Below are 21,392 nucleotides of genomic sequence, written 5' to 3'. Positions count from 1 at the left end.
ACAAGAAAGCCCGACTAGAAATAGTCGGGCTTTTTTACGTCTGTAGGAAAGTGAAAATGCAGGTTCGAGGTGAAAGGTATTAGGTTAAAGGAAGAGAGTCGATCAGAGCTGACACCACGATATTCTACTGCGTTGTTGCTACGAAGTAGCGCACCATGGCTCCAAATTTAGAAAGCCCGACTCACTGAGTCGGGCTTTTTTAAACGTTCCAAAATTAGATGAAAGGCCTGAGGTTAAAGAAAAATATTCAGAGCCAAAAACACACTAACTGCACTGTTGTTCGTTAGTATTGTTTATACAAATAATTAGCTTAGAACAGTCCATAGGCTTCGGTTTCTTGCTCTTGTACGTTGCAAGAGGCTTGAAGCTCTTTGGGTTTAAATATAGCGCTTGGATCAATAAGTACGCTGTGTTTATCGGCTAGCTTAATTAATCCATGCATCATATTTCTTGTTTGTGGATCAATATCAAAGCCTATTTCAGTCAACTTATCGAGAGGTTTTATATCTTCTTGTCTATATTCAATATTATCTTCGACTTTATCAACTAATAAGCCAACATGCGGGGTCATTCCATCTTTTGTTGTAAAAACAATAATCGGTTTATAGTCTAAGGTTATTTGCTCTTTGGCTGATTCAAATAAGCGCTCTAATTGGATCAGCTCATGGCGCTTTACAATTTCAAGCTGTATGAGGACTTGTTTACTATTTTTTTGTTTATGTACTTTAATAGCGTCTTCTACTTTTTGTAAAAGTGATTTAAACGGCTCATTAAAGCGTGACATCGTACTTTTTAATTCGTCGTTATCGGTTTTAAATTCCATATAAAATTGTTCAAAGTCAGCAAGCTCATATTGACTCGTATTTAACGAATTTTGCGAACTTAGTAACGCTTGTTCTAATTGATTAAACCACGTATTGAGTTGTTTTTGCCAAGATTTAAGTTGCTTTAACGCATCTCGGTTACTGTGCTCTGTAGACACTCGATTTAAAATTATTCCTAAGTCAAATACTGGGGTTGGGATCCCCATATAATCTTTAATGCCTAGGAAGCTCTTGTTATCGTTAGGCAGCACCGTGAGGTTATTATGAAATTGTTCCGTTAATAAGATATCAAGAATCTTAAGTGAAATGGTTTTATAACCCACTTTAAAATTAATTAAGTCCATGGCTTCCTCACATACTAAGTTTGTATACTAAGGATAGAACAATATTTGCAAGGTACTTATTTATTCACATAATAAGAGCGATATACATTACGCTTATTGTTGTTTTCAGTATTTATGAATAACTTTTGGATAAGTGTATCGGTTACTAATAAAGAATTAAGCTCATTCATCAGGCAGGATTGCTGAAGGGGGAATTGACAGTTTTTCGCTGCTTTGCTAAATGCCATAGCGTTAATATAACCCTCAAAATGAAGACGACTCGGTTTTTTGATGTTGCTCGCTTGCATATCGGCTAAAAACTCAGTACAAAAATTATCGTTACAATTTAGTGGGTTTGGAACAATCTCCGTTACCATAATATTTGATGGTGAGTTTACTTCATCAAATAAGTCAAAGCTGGGTACAAACGAAACGCTAGTATATTCAGGATTAAACCCTTGCTTTTGGGCACTATTAATAAACTCAGAGAGTGGTTCATAAGTGCCGACTAAACAGATTGCCGTAACTCCGCTTAATTTTAAGGTATTAAGTGCCGACTCGACATCTTGGCTATTGCGTTTGTAGCGAGCAACTATTACCGGTGTAAGGTTATATTTAGCGAGTGCTTCTCTTAGTCCTGATTCTACATATAAGCCAAATTCGTCAGCCTGTATAAACAGCCCTATTTTAGTATGTTTATGCTCTTCAACGAGGTATTTGATTTGTTCTTGTGTTTCGTCGTTATAGCTTGCTCTTAAGTTAAATGCTTTAACTGACGGTTTTTCACGTAGAAAGCTCGCCCCGCTAAAAGGCATTAAGAACGGAATTTTTGATTGTTCTAGTAAAGGTATAATTGCATGGCTGGTTGGGGTACCCATGGCACCAAACAGGGCATCAACTTTATTTGTGTAAATAAACTCACGAGTATTATTAACGGTTTGTTTGGGTTCATAGTGATCGTCAGCAACTAAAAGTAGCACCTTAGCGCCATTAATGCCGCCAGCGTTATTAACTTTGTCAAAATAAACGCTGCTACCTTTATGTAACTGTTGGCCAATATTTTTAGCAGGGCCAGTCAGTGCAGTAGACATGCCCAGCTTAATTACTTTGTTGTTGGTTTGCTCGGCATGCGCGAAAGTTTGCCCAAGCACTAATGCTATAAGGACAATGTTAAGGTTTGCTATTATGCGAAATGCGCTCATACCAATTATTTACAGCCTTTTTAAATAATGTATTAAATGACTTTGTGCCATTCAAACCTAACTGACTTTGGATATTTTTCGGTGTCCAATTTTGTAATACTAGCCTAATAAAAACATATTGGAAATTATCGTCATCGGTTGGCAAGCTATACGGCAATGCCCAAAAACGTCGCCAGAGCAATGGTTTTATATTAAAAAGCTGGTAGTCACTTGTTAACATAGACTTTAATCTTAATTGCTCAGTGATACTGCTAGTATGAGTATTAAAATGAGAGACAATTTTCGCGACCAGTTGATAATCAAGCTGACTATAGTGATCGAGTAGTTGCAAAGGGAAATCGGCTTCAAACTGTGCTACTAATTGCTCTACTAGTTGGTCACTTTTAGTTAAGCTTTTAACAACTAATGCACTGTGCTCGCCCGTTGCCTTATCTTTTTGAAAACCGAGTTTAACTAAATCAAAGCCATTACTTTGCCAAAAACTGAGTAATTGCGCATTGCCACCAAAGCTGGCACCAAACCAATGACACTCGCTCTGCAATTGCTGTTCACAGTATTTAAGTAACTGTGTGCCTATTTTTTTGTTGTGATGCTGTGGATCAATGGCAATACGCACCACGCGGGCGCAGTGTTGTTTTAAAACATCAGCATTAAAACTCAATTGTGCTAACGTTTGTGCCATTAAGTGACCTTGAGGCCTGCGCTTTCCTTGTGCTATTTCATTGCTCATGGCGGCATTAAACCCACCTTCAATCGCAATTAAACAGACACCGAGAATATTATCACCTTGTTGGCAAACAAATACATGTTGTTTAGTGGCGTCTAGTAAGTGGCGTAAATCATTCACACTGGTTTGATAATGTGCCAGCGTTAGCAACCCAATCACTTGATAAAGTAGTGACTCGTTACTAGCAAGTTGATGTGCCTGTAACTGCTTAAATTGCAAAGGGGTAGAGTGTAAGGTGAGGCTGTGATGTTCAGCATCTAAGGCTAATAACGTGCGAATGTGCTGCTCTAATGGGTCCTGCTTTGCAAAGCGAATAGGCTGCTCAAGAGTCATACTGCGCATATTTTTAAAATGCGTTTTAATGTAGCGAGTAAACTTTAGAATATAGCCGCGACCATTGCCTTCATAGCCAACCATGGTGCTTGAAAATACCACGCGAGGATAAAGGTGGAGTAGTTTTATGAGCATTGGAACAGGGATTGCTGCCGCTTCATCAATTAATAGCAAGTCACACTCAGGCTGTTCGTTAAGTAGTTGATCAGGTGCAATATATTGCATGTTTGCAATGCATTTATTGCCTGCTTGATACTCTAAATTAAGTGCGTTTGCTAAATGTTTAAAGCTGCTGTGCAATGCGCGAAATTGCATAGAGCTGATGAGGATTTTTTTATCGCTGAGCTCGCTTGCGGCAATCCCTAATGCCGCTGATTTACCCCGTCCCCGATCCGCATTAATCAATAATGGTCTATTTGCCCGTCCGTGCGCGGTTTTTTTTATTAATTCAACACATTGTTGTTGCTCGGTAAAATCTATAGTACCTGCTGATGCATCAATGTCGGCAAGAGTAACCCAGCCATCTTGTTGATTAAAATGTAACAAAGAGGCGCTGCTCAGTAAGTGCTTTAAACGTTGATTAAAAAAGCTGTATTGATGCGCTTGTCCAAATGATTGAAATAATGGCAGCGCAGGATCGCACCAATGTTCAAGTGATTCGAGTGGTGGAAGTAATACAATTAAAAAGCCACCCGCTTGAACTACGCCCGCTAAGGCTGCTAGTTTATCTGGCACCAGTCCACTGTAGCCATCATAAACAGCATGGGCGCACTCTTGCCCTAAAATTTGATGGGTATGCTCTGGCCAATGTGCATTAACTAAATTTGTGTTTTTAGAAAGAACAAAAGAGGGTTGCTGTAATTGAGCAAGCAGCTGAGTGCATTGCTCATAACACCAATTTTTATCGCCTGTAAGCAACAGTAACTGACGATGTTTAGCATTCGTTAGCTGCTGTTGCAGATGCTCTATAACGCGGTTAAACGGCTTGTAGTCTTGCATAAGCTGTTACTAACCACTTACTACCTAAGCCGTCAAAGTTAACTTGTACTCGCGATTGTGCGCCACTGCCTTCGTAATTAAGCACCGTACCAATGCCAAATTTTGCATGTAGCACCCGTTGACCTAAATTAAACCCGCTTTCTTCAAAGGCGGCATGGCTAACCGATGCACTAAAGCGACCAGCTGCTGGCGGGCGAGAAACCTGGGTTTTAATGCGAATTTCTTCTACGCAGTCTTCGGGTATTTCACGTAAAAAACGCGATGGGCTGTGGTATTTTTCTTGACCATATAAACGGCGGCTTTCTGCGTGGCTTATATACAGTTTATCCATAGCACGGGTCATACCTACATAACAAAGGCGGCGTTCTTCTTCTAAACGGCCCGTTTCTTCATTACTTTGTTGTGATGGGAACATGCCCTCTTCAACACCGACCATAAATACCAGCGGAAACTCTAAGCCTTTAGCTGAGTGAAGCGTCATCATTTGTACCGCATCTTCATGTTCATCAGCTTGCCCTTCACCTGATTCAAGCGAGGTGTAGGCTAAAAAGCCTTGTAGTGGTGAACTGAATTCTTCCTCTTCAGGGAGTTCATATTGATCGCAGGCGCTAATTAATTCTTCTAAGTTTTCAACCCGAGCACGGCCTTTTTCACCTTTTTCAGCCTGATACATTGCCATTAACCCTGAGGTTTGAATGGCATATTTAGCCTGCTCGTGCAGCGTTAAGTCACTAATCTTATCTTCAATATGTTCAATTAACTCAACAAACTTGGCAACCGCCCCTGATGCTCGCCCTGATAAATGCTGTTGCTCTACAATGGCTTTAGCTGCATACCAAAGCGGCAAAGATTCAGCGCGAGCGCAGTCACGTATATGGCTTAATGTTTTATCGCCAATGCCGCGAGCGGGGGTGTTAATTACACGCTCAAATGCCGCATCGTCTTGACGATTACCTACTAGGCGTAAATATGAAAGTGCATCTTTAATTTCTTGGCGTTCGAAGAATCGCATACCGCCATAGATTCGGTATTTTAAACCTTCTTGTAGCATTGCTTCTTCAAGTACCCGCGATTGCGCATTACTACGATATAAAATAGCCGCATCTTGAAGTGCATTACCCGCATTAAGCCAGCTACGTAATTTGCTACTCACAAAGCGCGCTTCATCTAGCTCATTAAAAGCAGCATAAATAGAAATAGGTTCACCGTCGTTACCGTCGGTCCATAAACTTTTTCCCATTCGCTCGGAGTTATTTTGAATTAACGCGTTTGAGGCTTTAAGAATAGTGGCAGTCGAGCGGTAATTTTGCTCAAGGCGAATCGTCTCTGCGTCAAAATCGGTTAAAAAGCGTTTAATGTTTTCTATTTTTGCGCCACGCCAACCATAAATACTTTGGTCATCATCACCTACAATCATGATACTGCTGGTATCGCCCGCAAGTAATTTTAACCATGCATACTGAATGGTGTTGGTATCTTGAAACTCGTCTACGAGCATGTGCGCAAAGCGCTGCTGATAATGACGCAGCAAGGTTGGGTTGTTTTTAAGAACCTCATAGCTACGTAGTAATATTTCTGCAAAATCAACTAGGCCCGCTCTATCACAAGCTTCTTGATAGGCGGCGTAAACGCGCAGCATCATTTGCTCGTTAATATCGTATGCCTGAATATCTTTAGGGCGTAGAGCTTCGTCTTTTTTAGCGCTTATGTACCAACCAAACTGCTTTGCCGGCCATTTTTTATCATCAATATTCATCGATTTTAATAAGCGTTTGATCATACGAAGCTGATCGTCAGAGTCTAAAATTTGAAAGGCTTCTGGTAACTTTGCTTCACGGTGATGTGCACGCAAAATTCGGTGCGATAAACCATGGAAAGTACCAATCCACATACCGCCTACAGGGGCTTTTAATGTTTCTTCAACCCGCGAGCGCATTTCTTTAGCGGCTTTATTAGTAAAGGTTACCGCAAAAATACTGTAGGCAGAGGCTTGCTCTACTTGCATTAACCAGGCAATACGATGAACCAATACTCGAGTTTTACCTGAACCTGCTCCTGCTAATACCAGCATGTTTTGTAATGGCGCTGCAACGGCATCGCGTTGTTTATCATTTAAGCCATCGAGTAATTCTGAAACGTCCATCGTTACGCCTTTTTAATCAATAATGAGAGCAGTATAACAGGTGTTTTTGTTAGGCTAAATAAAATACTGTTTTTATAAACAGCTATTTATAAAATACGTATTTAAGTTGTTGAATAGTTAACAGTATAAACTGAGCAAGTAATTAAAATATCTATTTAAAATTGCTAATTTGACCTATTTTTGGCAAAAAATACTAAACTGATAAATTCGTAATAATTTAACTACATGATTTGTAAGCTTTAATAAATTGGCATAAAGTGTGTAAGTATAAATAATAAGTACAAATACAAAATTAATTAAACTACAGAGGTTAGTATGTCTCAACAAGGTTCTGGCGGTAACGTAATCGCAGCATTATGTAATATTTTTTTCCCCGGTTTAGGGCAGTTGGTGCAGGGCCGTATTTTAGCGGCACTTGTTTTTGCAATTCTGGTTTTTGGCGGTTATGCGCTATGGTTTTTAGTTGTTCCAGCCGTAATCGGTGCCGTGTTCCATTTATGGGCAATTATTGATGCTGCACGCTATCGCTCAGGCGGTTAGCTAAATTGATGATGCTAAATAGCGCCTTATGGCGCTATTTTTGTATCTGGCTTTCATTATTCATAGCTGATTAGGTTATAATCTGTTGTATTAGCAGTACTGGAATAAAGTTATGGAATACCAATTCATTCGCGATCCTATTAGTGGGTTAAGAATTAAAATTAGCAGCGAGCACGCGATTATAGGCCGCTGGTTAAATGAAGAAATAGGTAAAGATAAAGTGGCGATGGTGCAGGCACTTATTAGCTCTGTGAGTTCAAGCTTTGAGCCGGTAACACTTAAAGGCCAAGAAATTGATCTAATTCTGTCTAAAGATGAAGCGTTATTTGAAGCGCATGCGCTGCATCAAGATAACGAAGATATATTAGCCTACCAAGATGATGAACTCATGCTTGAAGAGAATGATTTAAGCAGTGGTTGTGGTTTTGAAGACTTTGTTGACCTGATCAACTCGTGGCATGAGTTTTCGGCTGGTCGTTAAGTTATATTATCTGTATTATTACCCTAATTATAAATCCAACAGTGGAACCAATATGTCTGCGAATTTAAACAAACTAGTTGTTATGCTAGAAATGCAAAATGCCATGAATACCAAAGTACATGAGCAATGGTTTAGTCAAGGCTTTGAGTGGTATAGAGCTATTTGGGTTGAATGTGCAGAAATGCTGGATCATTACGGTTGGAAATGGTGGAAAAAACAAACGCCAGATACTGAACAAGTAATTTTAGAGCTGGTTGATATTTTTCATTTTGGTTTATCGCTACGTATCGACGGTGAGACCAGCTACGAGCAAATAGCAACACAGCTACAAACTCAAATGAGCGCCCCACAGCAAGGTGATGATTTTAAACAAACGCTTGAATTATTAGCGGCCAGTGCGGTTGCCAATAAAACCTTTAACGCGGCTGCTTTTGCCGGTTGTATGGCACAAATCGGTATGGATATTGATGATTTATATCGTGGCTATGTGGGTAAAAATACGCTGAACTTCTTCCGTCAGGATCATGGTTACAAAGAGGGTAGCTACATTAAAGTGTGGCATGGCAAAGAAGATAACGAACACTTAGTTGAAGTAGTTAAAAGCCTTGATACTGAGCATGTAGATTTTGCAAAACAGGTATATCAAGGCCTAGTAGCGCGTTACCCTCAGGGCGAATAAGCCAGGGTCTGTTGACCTTTGCGGATTACAATTTGTTCAAATTAGGGGCGGTTTAATCGCGACGCGAGGTTTGTAACCTAGTGGGCTAAGTAAAAACCGAGCAACAAAGAGTAAATCGCCCCTAGGCAGAACCCGAAGGGCAGCGCCTGTTTGGCATTGATGCTGCGTTATCGCCTATTTATGGGGAATAACCACACCACATAGGCTCTGCCTTGCCTAAATACCAAACAGACTGCTGCAAATTTAACCTTGAAAGATCAACAGACCCTAAATAAGCTTACGGTAATCGGTGACGCTTAAGTAATCGGTTATATCGTTATGTGGTTGCTGGCTATTCGGGTTAGCAACCGCAAGTAAATGCTCAATGCCGTATTCTCGAGCGGCATTTAATACCGGTAAGCTGTCATCTACAAATAATGTGCGGCGTTTATCAAACCCTAAATCCCCTTGAACCTTATGCCACAAACTTTGTTGCTCTTTACTTACCCCATATTCATGCGTTGACACCACTCCGTCTAAATAATTATCAATAGCGGTATGTTCAAATTTGAGCATGACGCATTCAGGATGAGCATTGGTAAGTAAAATGAGTTCTTTACCTGCACGTCGAAGTTCCGTTAAAAAATGCGGAACGTCTTCACGAATTTTGATTAAGTGAGCAGACTGGCGCTTTAGTTCGAGAATAGGTAAGTTTAGCTGTGCTTCCCAATAGTCAGAGCAGTACCACTGAATTTTGCCACTCACAGCCTGATAGCGTTTTAAGATATCTGCGCGGGCTTCCTCAAAACTGATATTTTGAGCCAGAGCATGTTGTTGTGGAACAACATTGAGCCAAAAGTCAGTGTCGTAATGTAAATCAAGTAAAGTCCCGTCCATGTCGAGTAATACAGTATCGATTTTTGACCAATTGAGCATGATATATCCTTGTGGAAATTGAGGCGTTAAATGACTACGTTGCGATGAAATGCTTGCAAGCGAAATATAATGGGCTCTGTTAATTGAACTATAAAAACATATACCCAATGATGAAATATTAAGGGCGAATTCAATAACGCCAGATAAATATTTAACCTTAACTACGGGTAAGATATTTTATGATTAATTCTGCATTTAAATTGCTTTTAATTCAAACTGAAACTCGCATCTTATACTCATTTGGGTATATGATTAGTATAACTGCAATGATAGCAAATTGATGCCCATGACACAGAAAAAGCACCCAACACCACCACAAATTCTCAGTAATAATGTTGTCGCTAAAAGTCGCTTATTTACTGTGGAGTCTTTAGAACTAAAATTTTCAAATGACGAAGAGCGTCAGTATGAACGAATTCGCGGCGGTGGCCGTGGAGCCGTTATGATTGTACCCATCACAGCTGAAAACGAACTACTACTCGTTCGAGAGTATTGCGCCGGCACCAATGACTATCAGTTAGGTTTCCCTAAAGGATTAATTGACCCCGGTGAAACACCTGAGCAAGCGGCAAACCGAGAGCTCAAAGAAGAAATTGGCTTTGGTGCAGAATACTTTGAAGCACTTAAAACGGTCACTATGGCGCCTAGTTATTTCAATGCCACTATGCATATTCTCTTTGCTAAAGATTTATACCCTGAAACCCTATTAGGTGATGAGCCAGAGCCATTAGTGCTTGTTAAATGGCCACTTGCGCAGTGGCAGTCGCTATTAGAACAACCTGACTTTACTGAAGCACGTAGTGTTGCCGCTCTGCTATTATTAGATAAGTACTTAGCCTCAGGAGCGACTAATGGATAAATTACTTGAACCATGCATAACACTTGCCCAAAGTGCAGGTGATGCAATTATGGCTATTTATAAAAAAGATGATATTGGTCAACAAGAAAAATCAGACAATACGCCAGTTACTAAAGCAGATTTAGCCGCAAACGATGTACTTGTTGCTGGCTTAAAAGCGCTAGCTCCCGATATTCCTATTATGTCAGAAGAGACGCCGATCCCAGCATTGGAAGACAGGCAGCACTGGCAACGCTATTGGCTGCTTGATCCGATGGATGGCACCGGTGAATTTATATTAGAAAGCGGCGACTTTGCCGTTAATATTGCGCTGATAGAAAATAATCATCCTGTATTGGGAGTGATTCATTGGCCAGCAAAAGACGTGACCTATTTTGCTACCGCTAATAATGGGGCGTTTAAGCGTAAAGGCGAGCATGATAAACAAATATTTGTAGCGCCTCCCGAAAGTTTAACTTTGGCTGTAAGCCGCCGCCAAAAGATAGAAGCCGTGAGTCAGTATTTAAATGCGCAATTTGCAACGGTGGCTTTAGGCTCATGTTCGCTTAAAGCTTGTATTGTTGCTGAAGGTAAAGCTGACTGCTTTTTAAGAATTGGTCCCACTGGTGAATGGGACACTGGCGCATCACAAGTAATAGTTGAAGAGGCGGGGGGGTGTATTACCGATGCTGAGTTTAACCCTCTGACCTATAACCAAAGGGAAAGCACAGAAAACCCAGACTTTATTGTTATGGGGCATCCCGATTGGGAGTGGCAAAAAATGATAAACCCACATCAGCGATTAGTGTAATAACCGCCTTTTGATGAGTTTTTGTTCACTTAAACGTTTTTAATTAGTAAAACCTTGCATTATAGGTTTATTCCTATATTATAGCGCTCTCTTCGAAACAGGCTTGTGAATAACACGATACTGTTACAAAGAAATTACAGGCGCGGGATGGAGCAGCCTGGTAGCTCGTCGGGCTCATAACCCGAAGGTCGTCGGTTCAAATCCGGCTCCCGCAACCAATTTCCTTTAGAGGTTTTAGGTTACTGTAAACTCTAACTTAAGAGATTAAATTAAGTAGTCGATAGACTTAAAATATACAGGCGCGGGATGGAGCAGCCTGGTAGCTCGTCGGGCTCATAACCCGAAGGTCGTCGGTTCAAATCCGGCTCCCGCAACCAATTTCCTTTAGAGGATTGGAAGCCAAGTTGTAATGTAAGCAACTATAAATAAATCTGCAATTTCAGGCGCGGGATGGAGCAGTCTGGTAGCTCGTCGGGCTCATAACCCGAAGGTCGTTGGTTCAAATCCGGCTCCCGCAACCACTGAAATAACATGTTTTATTAAATCGACACTCTACAAGAGTGTTTTTTTATGCCTAAAATTCAGTGCAATGGGTAGCTCGTCGGTCTCAGCTCTTCATTAGCCAGCAAAGGTCGTTGGTTCAAATCCGGCTCCCGCAACCACTGAAATAACATGTTTTATTAAATCGACACGCCTAAAGCGTGTTTTTTTATGCCTAAAATTCAGTGCGTCTAAAAGCGCGTCGGACTCAGCTCTCCATTAGCCAGCAAAGGTCGTCGGTTCGCTCCTTACAAACTCTGGCTCCCGCAACCACTGAAATAACATGTTTTATTAAATCGACACGCCTAAAGCGTGTTTTTTTATGCCTGAAATTCAGTGCGTCTAAAAGCGCGTCGGACCCAGCTCTCCATTAGAACGCAAAGGTCGTTGGTTCGCTCCTTACAAACTCTGGCTCCCGCAACTACTGAAATAACATGTTTTATTAAATCGACACGCTAAAGCGTGTTTTTTTTATGCCTGAAATTCAGTGCGTCTAAAAGCGCGTCGGACTCAGCTCTCCATTAGAACGCAAAGGTCGTCGGTTCGCTCCTTACAAACTCTGGCTCCCGCAACCACTGAAATAACATGTTTTATTAAATCGACACGCCTAAAGCGTGTTTTTTTATGCCTAAAATTCATATTCCCTCACGCTATTTTTAACACGTATTTCTGCTGTTCTTTTCTAATTCTACTTTTTGAAAGTGTTATTGCTGAATATTTAGTATGCTATGCGTTAAACTCTTTAAAACTTTTTGTTATCAAAATTATGACTGAACTCTATCACTGGTTTGATTTAATTGGCGTAGCGGTATTTGCTATATCGGGCACCTTGGTTGCCTATGAAAAGAAAATGGATGGCTTTGGTGTGGTTGTGCTTGCAACCGTTACGGCTATTGGTGGCGGTACTGTTCGCGATGTGATACTCGATCAACCCGTATTTTGGTTACACGATCAAAGCTACTTCTATGCTATTTTAGCCGCAGTGCTTGTTACAACACGACTGATCAATAAACAAAAATCGATTCCTTATTATGTTTTACAAACAGCCGATGCATTTGGTTTAGCCTTTTTTGCGGTAATGGGAGCACAAAAAGCGCAATTGGCCGGTATGCCTGATATGACGGTTATTATTATGGCGGTGATCACCCCCTGTTTTGGTGGATTGATTCGCGATGTGCTTGCCCGCGATATTCCTATGCTGCTCAAAGGTGAGCTCTATGCTATTACCTGTATTGCTGGTGGTATTGTGTATACCTTAGCTATAAACCTATCTTTAACGGTGGAAGTGGCGATGATCTTGAGTATGTTAATGACCTTATTGCTGCGCTTTTCGGCCATTAAATGGAAGATTATATTACATGTTTTTAAATATCCTGACTAAACTGGTTTAATACAGCAGTTAACTAGGATAAGGAATGTCGTTAGCCCGTATATTTTCTCGCGCACAAGTAGGAATTAATGCCCCCGAGGTTATGGTTGAAGTGCATTTAGGGAATGGTTTACCTGCATTTCATATTGTCGGCTTACCCGAAGCATCGGTTAAAGAGGCCAAGGATAGAGTACGCAGCGCTCTTGAAAACTCTCAATTTGGATTTCCCGATCAACGTATCACCGTTAATTTAGCACCTGCCGATTTACCAAAAGACGGCGGGCGGTTTGACCTTGCGATTGCGGTAGGCATTTTGGTCGCATCGGGACAAATAGTCTGCCCTGATATTCATAAGTATGAGTTTTATGGTGAGCTTGCACTTAATGGTGAAATACGTGCAGTGAATGCTATTTTACCCTCAGTGCTCGGTGCTAAAGAGCAAAACCGTTGTTGCTTTCTTCCTCTTGAAAACGATAGTTTGGCCAGCCTTGTCAGCGGTGTAAAACGAAAAGCGGTAAGCTCTATACAAGAGGTGTGGGGAGACTTACTCAACCAACAACCTTTACCATTAAATATTGCCTACCCTGACTGTACCCAAGCGCCAGACTTTTTACTCGATTTAAGTGATGTAAAAGGCCAACCCGGTGCTAAACGAGTACTAGAAATTGCTGCCGCAGGTGGACATAACCTACTATTTTTAGGGCCACCAGGAACCGGCAAATCAATGCTTGCGCAACGAATGTCTACAATAATGCCAACCATGTCAGATGATGAAGCCATTGATACTGCCGCTTTATATTCCATTATTGGCCACTCAATCGATTTAACCAACTGGCGTCAGCGACCATTTCGAAATCCTCATCACACTTGCTCTGCAGTTGCGCTGGTGGGTGGCTCGTCTAACCCTAAACCCGGTGAAATATCGTTAGCGCACAATGGCGTATTATTTTTAGATGAGCTGCCTGAATTTGAGCGCAAAGTACTGGACTCGTTACGAGAACCAATGGAAACCGGAACCGTGACGATTTCACGCGCGGCAAGACAAATGGAATTTCCGGCACAGTTTCAGCTTATTGCAGCACTTAATCCCAGCCCGACAGGGTGCCATCATGATAAACGGGCGACCCCTGATCAAGTGATGCGTTATTTATCGCGGGTATCAGGACCGTTTATCGATAGAATTGATTTGCAAATTGAGCTCCCTAGACTAAGCAGCGTGGAGCTACAAAGTACGACTGCAGAAGAAACCAGTGCTGAAGTGAGAGCGCGAGTAGAAGCGGCTTATGCAATACAATTAAAACGCCAAGGTAAAGTGAATGCGCGGCTAAATAACAAAGAAATGAGCTTATACTGCGAGTTACCCGCTGCGGAGCTACAGTTTTTAGCTAGAGCAAGTGAAAAGCTGGCGTTATCGCCGCGCTCTTATCATAGAGTGATAAAAGTAGCGCGTACCATTAGTGATTTAAAGGGCGCGCCACAAATTAGTTTAAATGAGCTTAAAGAAGCGCTTAATTATCGGGCATTTGAGCGTTTATTATCGCAGTTAACCCAATACTAAATAGATAGCATATAGCCTTTACCACGCACGGTGACGATGCGTTTTTGATCTTTCTCATCGTTAAGCTTTTTACGTAAACGACCCACTAACACGTCTACGGTACGATCGTTGGGGCTCCAATCAGGCTGGCCAATTTCTTCTGATATTTTTTCACGTGAAGTGGCTTTACCGGCATTGCCGATTAAACAAATAAGCACTTTATGCTCTGCTTCGGTGAGCCGTGATTCAATCCCACTGGCTGTAATGAGTGTGCGGTTATCTGGATGGAGTTTAAAATCAGCGTATTCGATAAACTCTTCACTGTCATCGTCGTGTTGATTGTTTGCAATACGTTTGTATAAAGCGCGCATTCTCAACTCAAGCTCGAGTAAATCGACAGGCTTGCAAATATAGTCATCGGCACCTTGAGCAAGACCAGCAATACGATCAGCTTGTGAGTCACGGCTCGATAACAAAATAACACCAATATCGGTGAGCGTATTTAACTCTTTGGCAAGTTGTAAACCATTGCGCTTTGGCAGCACAATATCAATAATTGCCAAGGAAATAGCACTGCGCTGATTTACACGGCTTTTGACCATGCTTAAAGCATCGGCACCCGTTGCGTCAACGTCAATAGAGAACTCGGTATTTATAAAATGATTTTGGATGCGCTTTACTAGCAGCTCGTCATCTTCAACCAATAAAACATTAATTGCCATAGTCTGTTATTTTTTTAATAGTAGCCTTGCATGTTAGCATTATTCGTTACATGCATAACACAGAGTTTAATTTTTTCGGTAACTTTATATTACAAAAAAGAATAATGAAATTACCTTTGTATTGCGCACTTTATATAAATTATTTTAAGTGCGCATTTAAATGACTATTGGCCGTACATTGAATTCCACCATTGTGGTTCATTTTTTAACTCTTTATCAAAGTAAGCCAACATAGTGTTCCACCAATTAAAGCGCTTATCGCGAGCAAATATTTGATGATTGGCTCCTTTGTACTCAATCATTTCAACATCTTTATTTAGCAGTTTTAGCGCGGTGTACATAGTTAAGCTTTCACCTACTGGCACATTCGTATCGCTGTCACCATGAATAAGCAGTAATGGCGTGGTCACTTTATCGGCATGAAACACTGGGCTATGTTGGCTATAAAGTTCAGAGTTATTCCACGGGAAACTATTTTTAGAGGCTTCGCCTGAGTATAAATATCCCCACCATCCTTCACCCCAGTAAGAAGTTAAGTTTGAAATTCCCGCATGAGCAATAGACGCGCTGAACATATCGGTTTTAGTAGCAAGCAGCATCGTTATAAACCCACCGTAAGATGCTCCTAAATTACCTACTTTACTTCTGTCTACAAAATCATATTTAGTTAAAAATGCCTCTGTGCCTTGCATAATGTCATCGGCGGTATAGTCGCCCCACGCATTGACATGTTGTGCTGAAAAAGTTTGCCCAAAACCCGTTGCGCCGGTTGGTTGTACAACATAAACCACATACCCGTTTGCTGCCCATAAATTAAAAGGGTAACGCCCTGTAAACCCGCGTGTTACTGGTGAGGTGCCACCATAATAATAAACAAGAGCAGGGTACTTCTTGGCTTTATCAAAATTGCTTGGCAGATAAACACGGCCAGAGATTTCTACGCCACGCTTATTGGTAAAGTTAAATTCTTCAAGCTTAGGAATCGTGGTATTGGCATATGCAATCGGGTTTGAATCCCAGATTAACTCCACCTTATTTTTGCTTACGTCAAAGCGCTTGAGTTGTTGGGCGCTTGAAGCATTACTGCCAGAGAGTAGTAGCTGGGTATTGCGAGTATTTGAAAAACTAAACTGTTCTACAATATCAAACCCTGTATCTAACTTTTTAAAGCGTTGTTTACTAAGATCATATAAATACAGTGGTTGGGTGTCTTTTTCTGTCACTTTGATTAACGCATCGCCATTGCTTAGTACTTCCAATGTGCCAATCGCAGGGTCAAATTGTTTACTTAACGCCGTTACTTTTTTAGCGTTATCGGTTAGTAAATACAGCTGGCCATCATAATTATTCGCCAGCATGGTTTGCGGTAGTACTCTGCCTGCGCCATTTTTAAAATCAGGGCCTGCAACAACATAAATATTGTTTGCGGTATATTTCGCTTGATTAAAGGTTTTAAACTTACCTAATGATTTTATGCTGTTAGATTTTAATGCAAGTTCAACCAACTCAGTCTCTGGATGAGTTGAGGCTTGCATCGCCATTACTGGACGACTTATTAATAGTTTTCCACGGTTGCTGTTAGCATCTTCAAGTTGATGGCTTAATACGCCTTCGGTCAGGGCTTTGGTTAAACCACTGTGGGTATCGAGTAAATATAATTGACTAACCGTACGGGCGTAAGACCAACGGTCTTGCAAGCCTTTATGATGTTTAGTGAGGCTATTGGTTTCTTCAGGTGATTTGGACCAGCTAAAAAGAATACTATTATCGTTGTAATAGCTAAAGTTGCTTGCCCCCTCAAGGCCTGAGGCTAAGGTTTTTATAGCGAAAGTTTTACGGTTTAACTGCTTTAATTCGCCGTTGAGTAAATAGACTAAAAATTGATTATCAGGACTCCAAGTGAATTGGCTAGGCTGCGCTTCTTCAAATCGGTATACCGTTTGGTTATTAGTATTTTTAAGCTCGGTTGTGGTAATGGCGTCGTTGCCTGTTTTATCGCTGTAACGCTTTGTTGTACTTAAGTAATGCTTAGCATCAGGTGACAAAAACAAGCCGCTAATAGTTGGGGCGTCAAACAATTGCTTAGCCGATAAGCGCTTGGTCTTATTTGTCGTTAGGGTCACGGCGTCAGTTTCTGCTTTTGGCACAAACTCTAAGGTGACATCATTCCAATTAGCAACCTGTTGAGCAATGACAATAACGGTGTGTGAGCCGTTATTTAAAGCAAGTTGATAGCGTTGGTTTTCACCACTTTGTTTCTCACCGTTAATAAAAACCTGGCCTTGCTCTATTCCTTTAATGTTTAAGGAGCCTTGAGTAAATCGGTTAGTTTCAATATTAAATTTAAGTGCTTGTAAACCGCCTAAAGTAAGCGCGTTAATTTTATCAAGTGGTTGCCACTTATGCTTTTTACCAAACACAACAAAGCTTTCTTTATTTGATTCAAGTTGTGCAAGCAGATTATTGATAATCACGTCGCCATGCGGTGTTTGAAATGGCTTTGCTTGCATGTCTTCTGCAAGAGGCCCGATAAACTGAATTTTTGATTGATCGAGTGGGGCAGCTAATGCCGTTAAACTTAAACTACTTAATGTGAGTAGGGCTGCCAAGTGAGTAAAACGTTTTGCGTAACGATGCCAAGGTGCGCTTAAATTCATTACTATGCCTATTATTATTGGAGATTTGGCCAAATATAGCATGTATTGTTATGATGCTCATATATCCAATTTAGAGGAAAAAAAGTGACACTATTAATCATTTACATGGTTACAGCGATTGTGATTTCGTTTTTGTGTTCTGTCATGGAAGCGGTGCTATTGAGCATTTCACCTAGTTATGTTGCGCTGCTTCGTAAAGAGCGGCCAGTACTGGCTAAGCAACTAGAGAAGCTAAAAAGTAATATCGATCAGCCATTAGCGGCTATTTTAACACTTAATACTGTTGCACATACTGCCGGTGCTGCGGGTGTGGGCGCACAGGCTGCCGTGGTGTTTTCAGATGCGGCTGTGGGGATTGCGTCTGCGATTATGACTTTATTGGTACTGGTGTTATCTGAAATTATTCCTAAAACGCTGGGGGCTAATTATTGGCGTGCTTTAACGCCTAGTGTGACTTATGGTTTACGTATTTTGGTGTTAGTACTTAAGCCGTTTGTATGGGCTGCACAAAAGCTAACCAATTTGATGGGGCAAAAGCATAATGAGGCCTATTATATTCGCCAAGAAATAGAAGCGATGGCCGATATTGGCAGTGAGTCAGGGGCACTTCATGCTGATGAATCAGAGATCATCCGCAACTTACTGCACTTTAGACATGCAAAACTAACCGATTTAATGACTCCGCGTACGGTTATTTTTAAAATTCATAAAGACCTTACTGTAAATCAGTACTTAAGTGAACATGGCTCTTCCTCATTCTCTCGAGTGCTAATTTATGACAAAGACGCTGACGATATCATAGGCTTTGTACATAAAAACGATATTATGTTGGCATATCATCGGTTAGGCACAGATTACAAAATTAGTAAGTTAGTTAAACCTATCTATACGGTACCGAGCACCCAAAATGTATCGTCACTATTACAAACATTACTCACTCAACGTACCCACATTTGCTTAGTGATTGACGAATATGGTGATGTGCAAGGAATTGTAACGCTCGAGGATATGATAGAAGCGTTAATGGGCTTAGAAATTGTGGATGAGCGAGATCAATCTACCAATATGCGCGCCGTAGCAAAGCAGCGTTGGCACCAGCGTTTAGCTGATAGTGAGCATATCGTCAGCGCCGACGATAATGAATCTCGTTAGCCGTTTTTTGTTTTAGCAGCTGTTTTTATCCAGTGTTGGGCCCACGAGATAAATTCAGCTTTTGCTTTTGGGCAACTAAATAAAAAGCCCTGTATAGCTAAATTTGTTTGATAATGCTTGAGGTAGGCCAGCTCTTCGGGGCGCTCAACCCCTTCGGCCACTAATTCAAGTTGCTCTTGGGTTGTCATATTAATTAGTGAACTGACTACCACTTGAGAAAACTTATCGGTTTCTATGTGGCTGATAAAAGAGCGATCTATTTTTACTTCTGTAAATGGCAGCTGTTTCAGTTGGTTAATATTAGTAAAACCAGTGCCAAAGTCATCGAGTGAAATACCAAAGCCGAATATTCTTAATCTATTTAAGGTTTCGAGTTGTGTGTAGCTTGAAAGGGCATGCTGCTCGGTTATTTCAAGCACCACATCACTGGGTAAAACATCATGTTTTTGTAGAAGCTGTAATAACTTATTGGGGCTGTTTAAATCATCTAACTGACACGGCGATAAGTTAAATGACAATTTCAAATTTGTACCTAGCTGCTCTTTTAGTTGCTTGATGTCACCACAGGCTTTTTCAAATAGCGTAAACGTAATGTCATTGATTAAATCGCATTGCTCAGCCAAGCTGATAAAACGGCTCGGTAAAATAACTCGCTCGTCTTTACTTGAAACAATGCGAGCCAGCACTTCAACACTTTGTATTTGATTGGTGTTTATATTTATTTTAGGTTGATAGTAAGGTGTTATTTCATTATTTTTTAATGCTTTAATTAGTTTTTCTTTAGTGATTGGGCGCTCTTTTACAAGTGTGTGGCTGTTTAACTGAGCGATTTTGGTAAGTAACGTATTTACCTGATTGAGTTGCACAGGCTTAGATAGGTTGCCAATTAAATGCACATTGTGCTGTTTAGCGAGGTCAGCGGCTAGGCTGATTATTTTAGGATCCATTTCAGAAATAATAACAATTGCACCGCAATAGCCTATTTCACCTAAGTTACGGATCAGCTCCATGCCATCCATTTCTGGCATATTAAGATCGGTAAATATGGCATCAAAATAGTTTATATCAGCTTTTACTTTTTCAAGTGCTTTAACAGGGTTTAAACAGGTGGTTGTGGATTGCGACATTTCGAGTTCATTAAAAATAGCTTTCATGACAATCAAAATGGCTTTTGAGTCATCGACAACGAGTATGTTTGGTAATTTTGTGTGCATTGTTGTCCTTAACTTAACGGTCGTAATTTATATCCTTCTGTTTTAAAAATAGTCGCTTGAATTGTTTTTGTCAGTATTAATTGCTGTTTTAAATTTTAAATATCAGCAAAATCCAATCGACAAATTATTCTATCTTGCTCGTGTTTTTTAGGTGGGTAGGTATACTAGCGCCATAATTTATAATGGTTATAATACCAAGCCGCAATAATACTTAATCATTTTGAGGGGACAAACCAGACGCGAGCTGCGTTAAAAAATTCTTCTTTAAAGCAACTAAATAACGAAGTTTTTGCCTTGCTATCGACTGGATTTTTCTGCCTCAAAATAGCGCCCCTAATTAAGCGAACTGATATAACAATGATAAAAATCGATCTGAATCTAGCCGAACAACCGTTTACGCTTATGCTAGATAAGCAACAAATTGTAAAAATATTTCATGATCAGCAAGCGATTGCATTTGAAAACCCACGTGAAAACTATGTTGAGTTTATGCTTGATGAGCAGCTAATTGGTATTGATAGCAGTGACGTTAACCAACAGAGTATTGCGCTATTTGTAGATAATCAGTTTGCCACTCAGTTAGCTTTGCCTGTGGCGGCGCAAGGCGAATCTAAAAAAGGGTTTTTGGGGCTTGCGGCGCTAGGTTTTAAGTTATTTAAAAGTGCCAAGGTGGTTAAAGTGGTGCTAGCGAGCGCATCAGTAGCAGGTTATGCCTGGCTGTTTACCATTGAGTTTGCGTTAATGCTGATTGCTTGTTTGGTAATACATGAATACGGCCATGTGCGCGCTATGAAGTATTTTGGCATTAAAACCAAAGGGTTTTACTTAATTCCGTTTGTTGGTGGCTTGGCTGTTAGCGACGATAAAATAACTACGCGCTGGCAAGATGTGGTTATATCACTAATGGGGCCTGCCTTTGGTTTGTTTACTTCTGTACTTGGTGTAGTGCTTTATTACGCTACGGAAATGGAAATATTTGCAGGTGTTGCGGTGCTTAGTGCACTGCTTAATTTATTCAATTTACTGCCTATTTTACCGCTTGATGGCGGGCATGTACTAAAAAGCATTAGCTTTTCAATGCGATCTTGGATAGGCTTAAGCGTGTGCTTGCTTGGTGTGTTATTTGGTTTATGGCTAAGTTACACGTTTGGCCTCATGCTATTAGTGTTCTTCTTATTCATCGGTGCGCTGGAAATCGTGTTTGAATGGCGCGGCCGCCATTACTCGCATTTATTGCCATTAGATAGATATGGCCAAGGCTTTTCAGCGGTCATGTATGCGCTGGTGGTTGCTGGCCATGTAGCGGTGATGATGCACTTTGCTGACTCTGAAAATGCAATTTTAAGCTTACCGATGAAGATTTTATCGAGCTAAATAAGTGCGGGC

At 40.8% G+C, this 21,392-nt stretch carries 17 protein-coding genes and 3 tRNA genes; 12 read left to right on the top strand and 8 right to left on the bottom strand.

Going from position 1 to position 21,392, the window contains the following annotated elements; all coding sequences use genetic code 11:
* Window positions 1–310 precede the first annotated feature (310 nt).
* From ACTRWE_RS07800 to uvrD, 4 genes are read right to left on the bottom strand one after another with little or no spacing between them, the layout of a single operon-like run.
* Window positions 311–1,168 (bottom strand): chemotaxis protein, encoded by an 858-nt coding sequence (locus ACTRWE_RS07800; RefSeq protein WP_462879779.1) that lies wholly within the window; start codon window positions 1,166–1,168, stop codon window positions 311–313.
* Between the two features lie 56 nt (window positions 1,169–1,224).
* A complete protein-coding gene (locus ACTRWE_RS07795; protein WP_462879778.1) occupies window positions 1,225–2,349 on the bottom strand; it encodes an ABC transporter substrate-binding protein in 1,125 nt (374 codons plus the stop codon).
* Window positions 2,318–4,408, bottom strand: coding sequence for a GNAT family N-acetyltransferase (locus ACTRWE_RS07790; protein ID WP_462879777.1), 2,091 nt, complete (start codon window positions 4,406–4,408; stop codon window positions 2,318–2,320). The genes ACTRWE_RS07795 and ACTRWE_RS07790 overlap by 32 nt, the downstream gene beginning before the upstream one ends.
* A complete protein-coding gene (gene uvrD, locus ACTRWE_RS07785; RefSeq protein WP_462879776.1) occupies window positions 4,386–6,551 on the bottom strand; it encodes a DNA helicase II in 2,166 nt (721 codons plus the stop codon). Before uvrD ends, ACTRWE_RS07790 begins: the two co-directional genes overlap by 23 nt.
* A gap of 315 nt (window positions 6,552–6,866) precedes the next feature.
* On the opposite strand from uvrD, the gene ACTRWE_RS07780 reads away from it, so the two are divergent.
* From ACTRWE_RS07780 to ACTRWE_RS07770, 3 genes are all read left to right on the top strand, one after another.
* On the top strand, window positions 6,867–7,091 hold the full coding sequence (locus ACTRWE_RS07780; RefSeq protein ID WP_013463755.1) for a hypothetical protein: 225 nt from the start codon (window positions 6,867–6,869) through the stop codon (window positions 7,089–7,091).
* A gap of 112 nt (window positions 7,092–7,203) precedes the next feature.
* Window positions 7,204–7,572: a YacL family protein gene (locus tag ACTRWE_RS07775; protein WP_013463756.1), complete on the top strand. Its 369-nt coding sequence runs from the start codon at window positions 7,204–7,206 to the stop codon at window positions 7,570–7,572.
* Window positions 7,573–7,624: 52 nt separating this feature from the next.
* A complete protein-coding gene (locus tag ACTRWE_RS07770; RefSeq protein ID WP_024601290.1) occupies window positions 7,625–8,251 on the top strand; it encodes a dUTP diphosphatase in 627 nt (208 codons plus the stop codon).
* Between the two features lie 267 nt (window positions 8,252–8,518).
* On the opposite strand, the gene yrfG is transcribed toward ACTRWE_RS07770, so the two are convergent.
* Entirely contained in the window at window positions 8,519–9,166 is a 648-nt protein-coding gene (yrfG, locus tag ACTRWE_RS07765) for a GMP/IMP nucleotidase (RefSeq protein ID WP_036955619.1), read from the bottom strand.
* 286 nt (window positions 9,167–9,452) lie between these two features.
* Between yrfG and nudE the strand changes: the two genes are divergently transcribed.
* The 7 genes from nudE (at window position 9,453) to ACTRWE_RS07730 (ending at window position 14,282) form a co-directional block, all read left to right on the top strand.
* On the top strand, window positions 9,453–10,025 hold the full coding sequence (gene nudE / locus ACTRWE_RS07760) for an ADP compounds hydrolase NudE (protein WP_024601288.1): 573 nt from the start codon (window positions 9,453–9,455) through the stop codon (window positions 10,023–10,025).
* Window positions 10,018–10,815, top strand: a complete 798-nt coding sequence (gene cysQ / locus ACTRWE_RS07755; RefSeq protein ID WP_013463760.1) for a 3'(2'),5'-bisphosphate nucleotidase CysQ — start codon at window positions 10,018–10,020, stop codon at window positions 10,813–10,815. Before nudE ends, cysQ begins: the two co-directional genes overlap by 8 nt.
* Window positions 10,816–10,956: 141 nt before the next feature.
* Window positions 10,957–11,033 (top strand) — tRNA-Met (locus tag ACTRWE_RS07750).
* Window positions 11,034–11,115: 82 nt separating this feature from the next.
* A tRNA-Met gene (locus ACTRWE_RS07745) sits at window positions 11,116–11,192 on the top strand.
* Window positions 11,193–11,259: 67 nt separating this feature from the next.
* Window positions 11,260–11,336 (top strand) — tRNA-Met (locus ACTRWE_RS07740).
* A gap of 785 nt (window positions 11,337–12,121) precedes the next feature.
* Entirely contained in the window at window positions 12,122–12,736 is a 615-nt protein-coding gene (locus ACTRWE_RS07735; RefSeq protein ID WP_024601286.1) for a trimeric intracellular cation channel family protein, read from the top strand.
* Between the two features lie 34 nt (window positions 12,737–12,770).
* Window positions 12,771–14,282, top strand: a complete 1,512-nt coding sequence (locus ACTRWE_RS07730) for a YifB family Mg chelatase-like AAA ATPase (protein WP_013463762.1) — start codon at window positions 12,771–12,773, stop codon at window positions 14,280–14,282.
* On the opposite strand, the gene ACTRWE_RS07725 is transcribed toward ACTRWE_RS07730, so the two are convergent.
* Window positions 14,279–14,983 (bottom strand): response regulator transcription factor, encoded by a 705-nt coding sequence (locus tag ACTRWE_RS07725; RefSeq protein ID WP_013463763.1) that lies wholly within the window; start codon window positions 14,981–14,983, stop codon window positions 14,279–14,281. The genes ACTRWE_RS07730 and ACTRWE_RS07725 overlap by 4 nt on opposite strands.
* Before the next feature lie 164 nt (window positions 14,984–15,147).
* The gene (locus ACTRWE_RS07720; protein WP_462879775.1) at window positions 15,148–17,640 is read right to left on the bottom strand and encodes an alpha/beta hydrolase family protein; all 2,493 of its coding nucleotides are present in this window, start codon (window positions 17,638–17,640) and stop codon (window positions 15,148–15,150) included.
* Between the two features lie 84 nt (window positions 17,641–17,724).
* On the opposite strand from ACTRWE_RS07720, the gene ACTRWE_RS07715 reads away from it, so the two are divergent.
* Window positions 17,725–18,792 (top strand): hemolysin family protein, encoded by a 1,068-nt coding sequence (locus tag ACTRWE_RS07715; RefSeq protein WP_462879774.1) that lies wholly within the window; start codon window positions 17,725–17,727, stop codon window positions 18,790–18,792.
* Here ACTRWE_RS07715 and ACTRWE_RS07710 read toward each other — a convergent pair.
* Window positions 18,789–20,006, bottom strand: a complete 1,218-nt coding sequence (locus tag ACTRWE_RS07710; RefSeq protein WP_462879773.1) for an EAL domain-containing response regulator — start codon at window positions 20,004–20,006, stop codon at window positions 18,789–18,791. The genes ACTRWE_RS07715 and ACTRWE_RS07710 overlap by 4 nt on opposite strands.
* Before the next feature lie 357 nt (window positions 20,007–20,363).
* On the opposite strand from ACTRWE_RS07710, the gene ACTRWE_RS07705 reads away from it, so the two are divergent.
* Window positions 20,364–21,380 (top strand): site-2 protease family protein, encoded by a 1,017-nt coding sequence (locus ACTRWE_RS07705; protein WP_462879772.1) that lies wholly within the window; start codon window positions 20,364–20,366, stop codon window positions 21,378–21,380.
* The last annotated feature ends 12 nt before the right edge of the window (window positions 21,381–21,392 follow it).

The sequence above is a fragment of the Pseudoalteromonas sp. G5_S1_54_S4 genome, assembly GCF_054968565.1.
The sequence above is the reverse complement of the archived record's forward strand: the minus strand, read 5'-3'. Positions and strand labels throughout refer to the sequence as shown.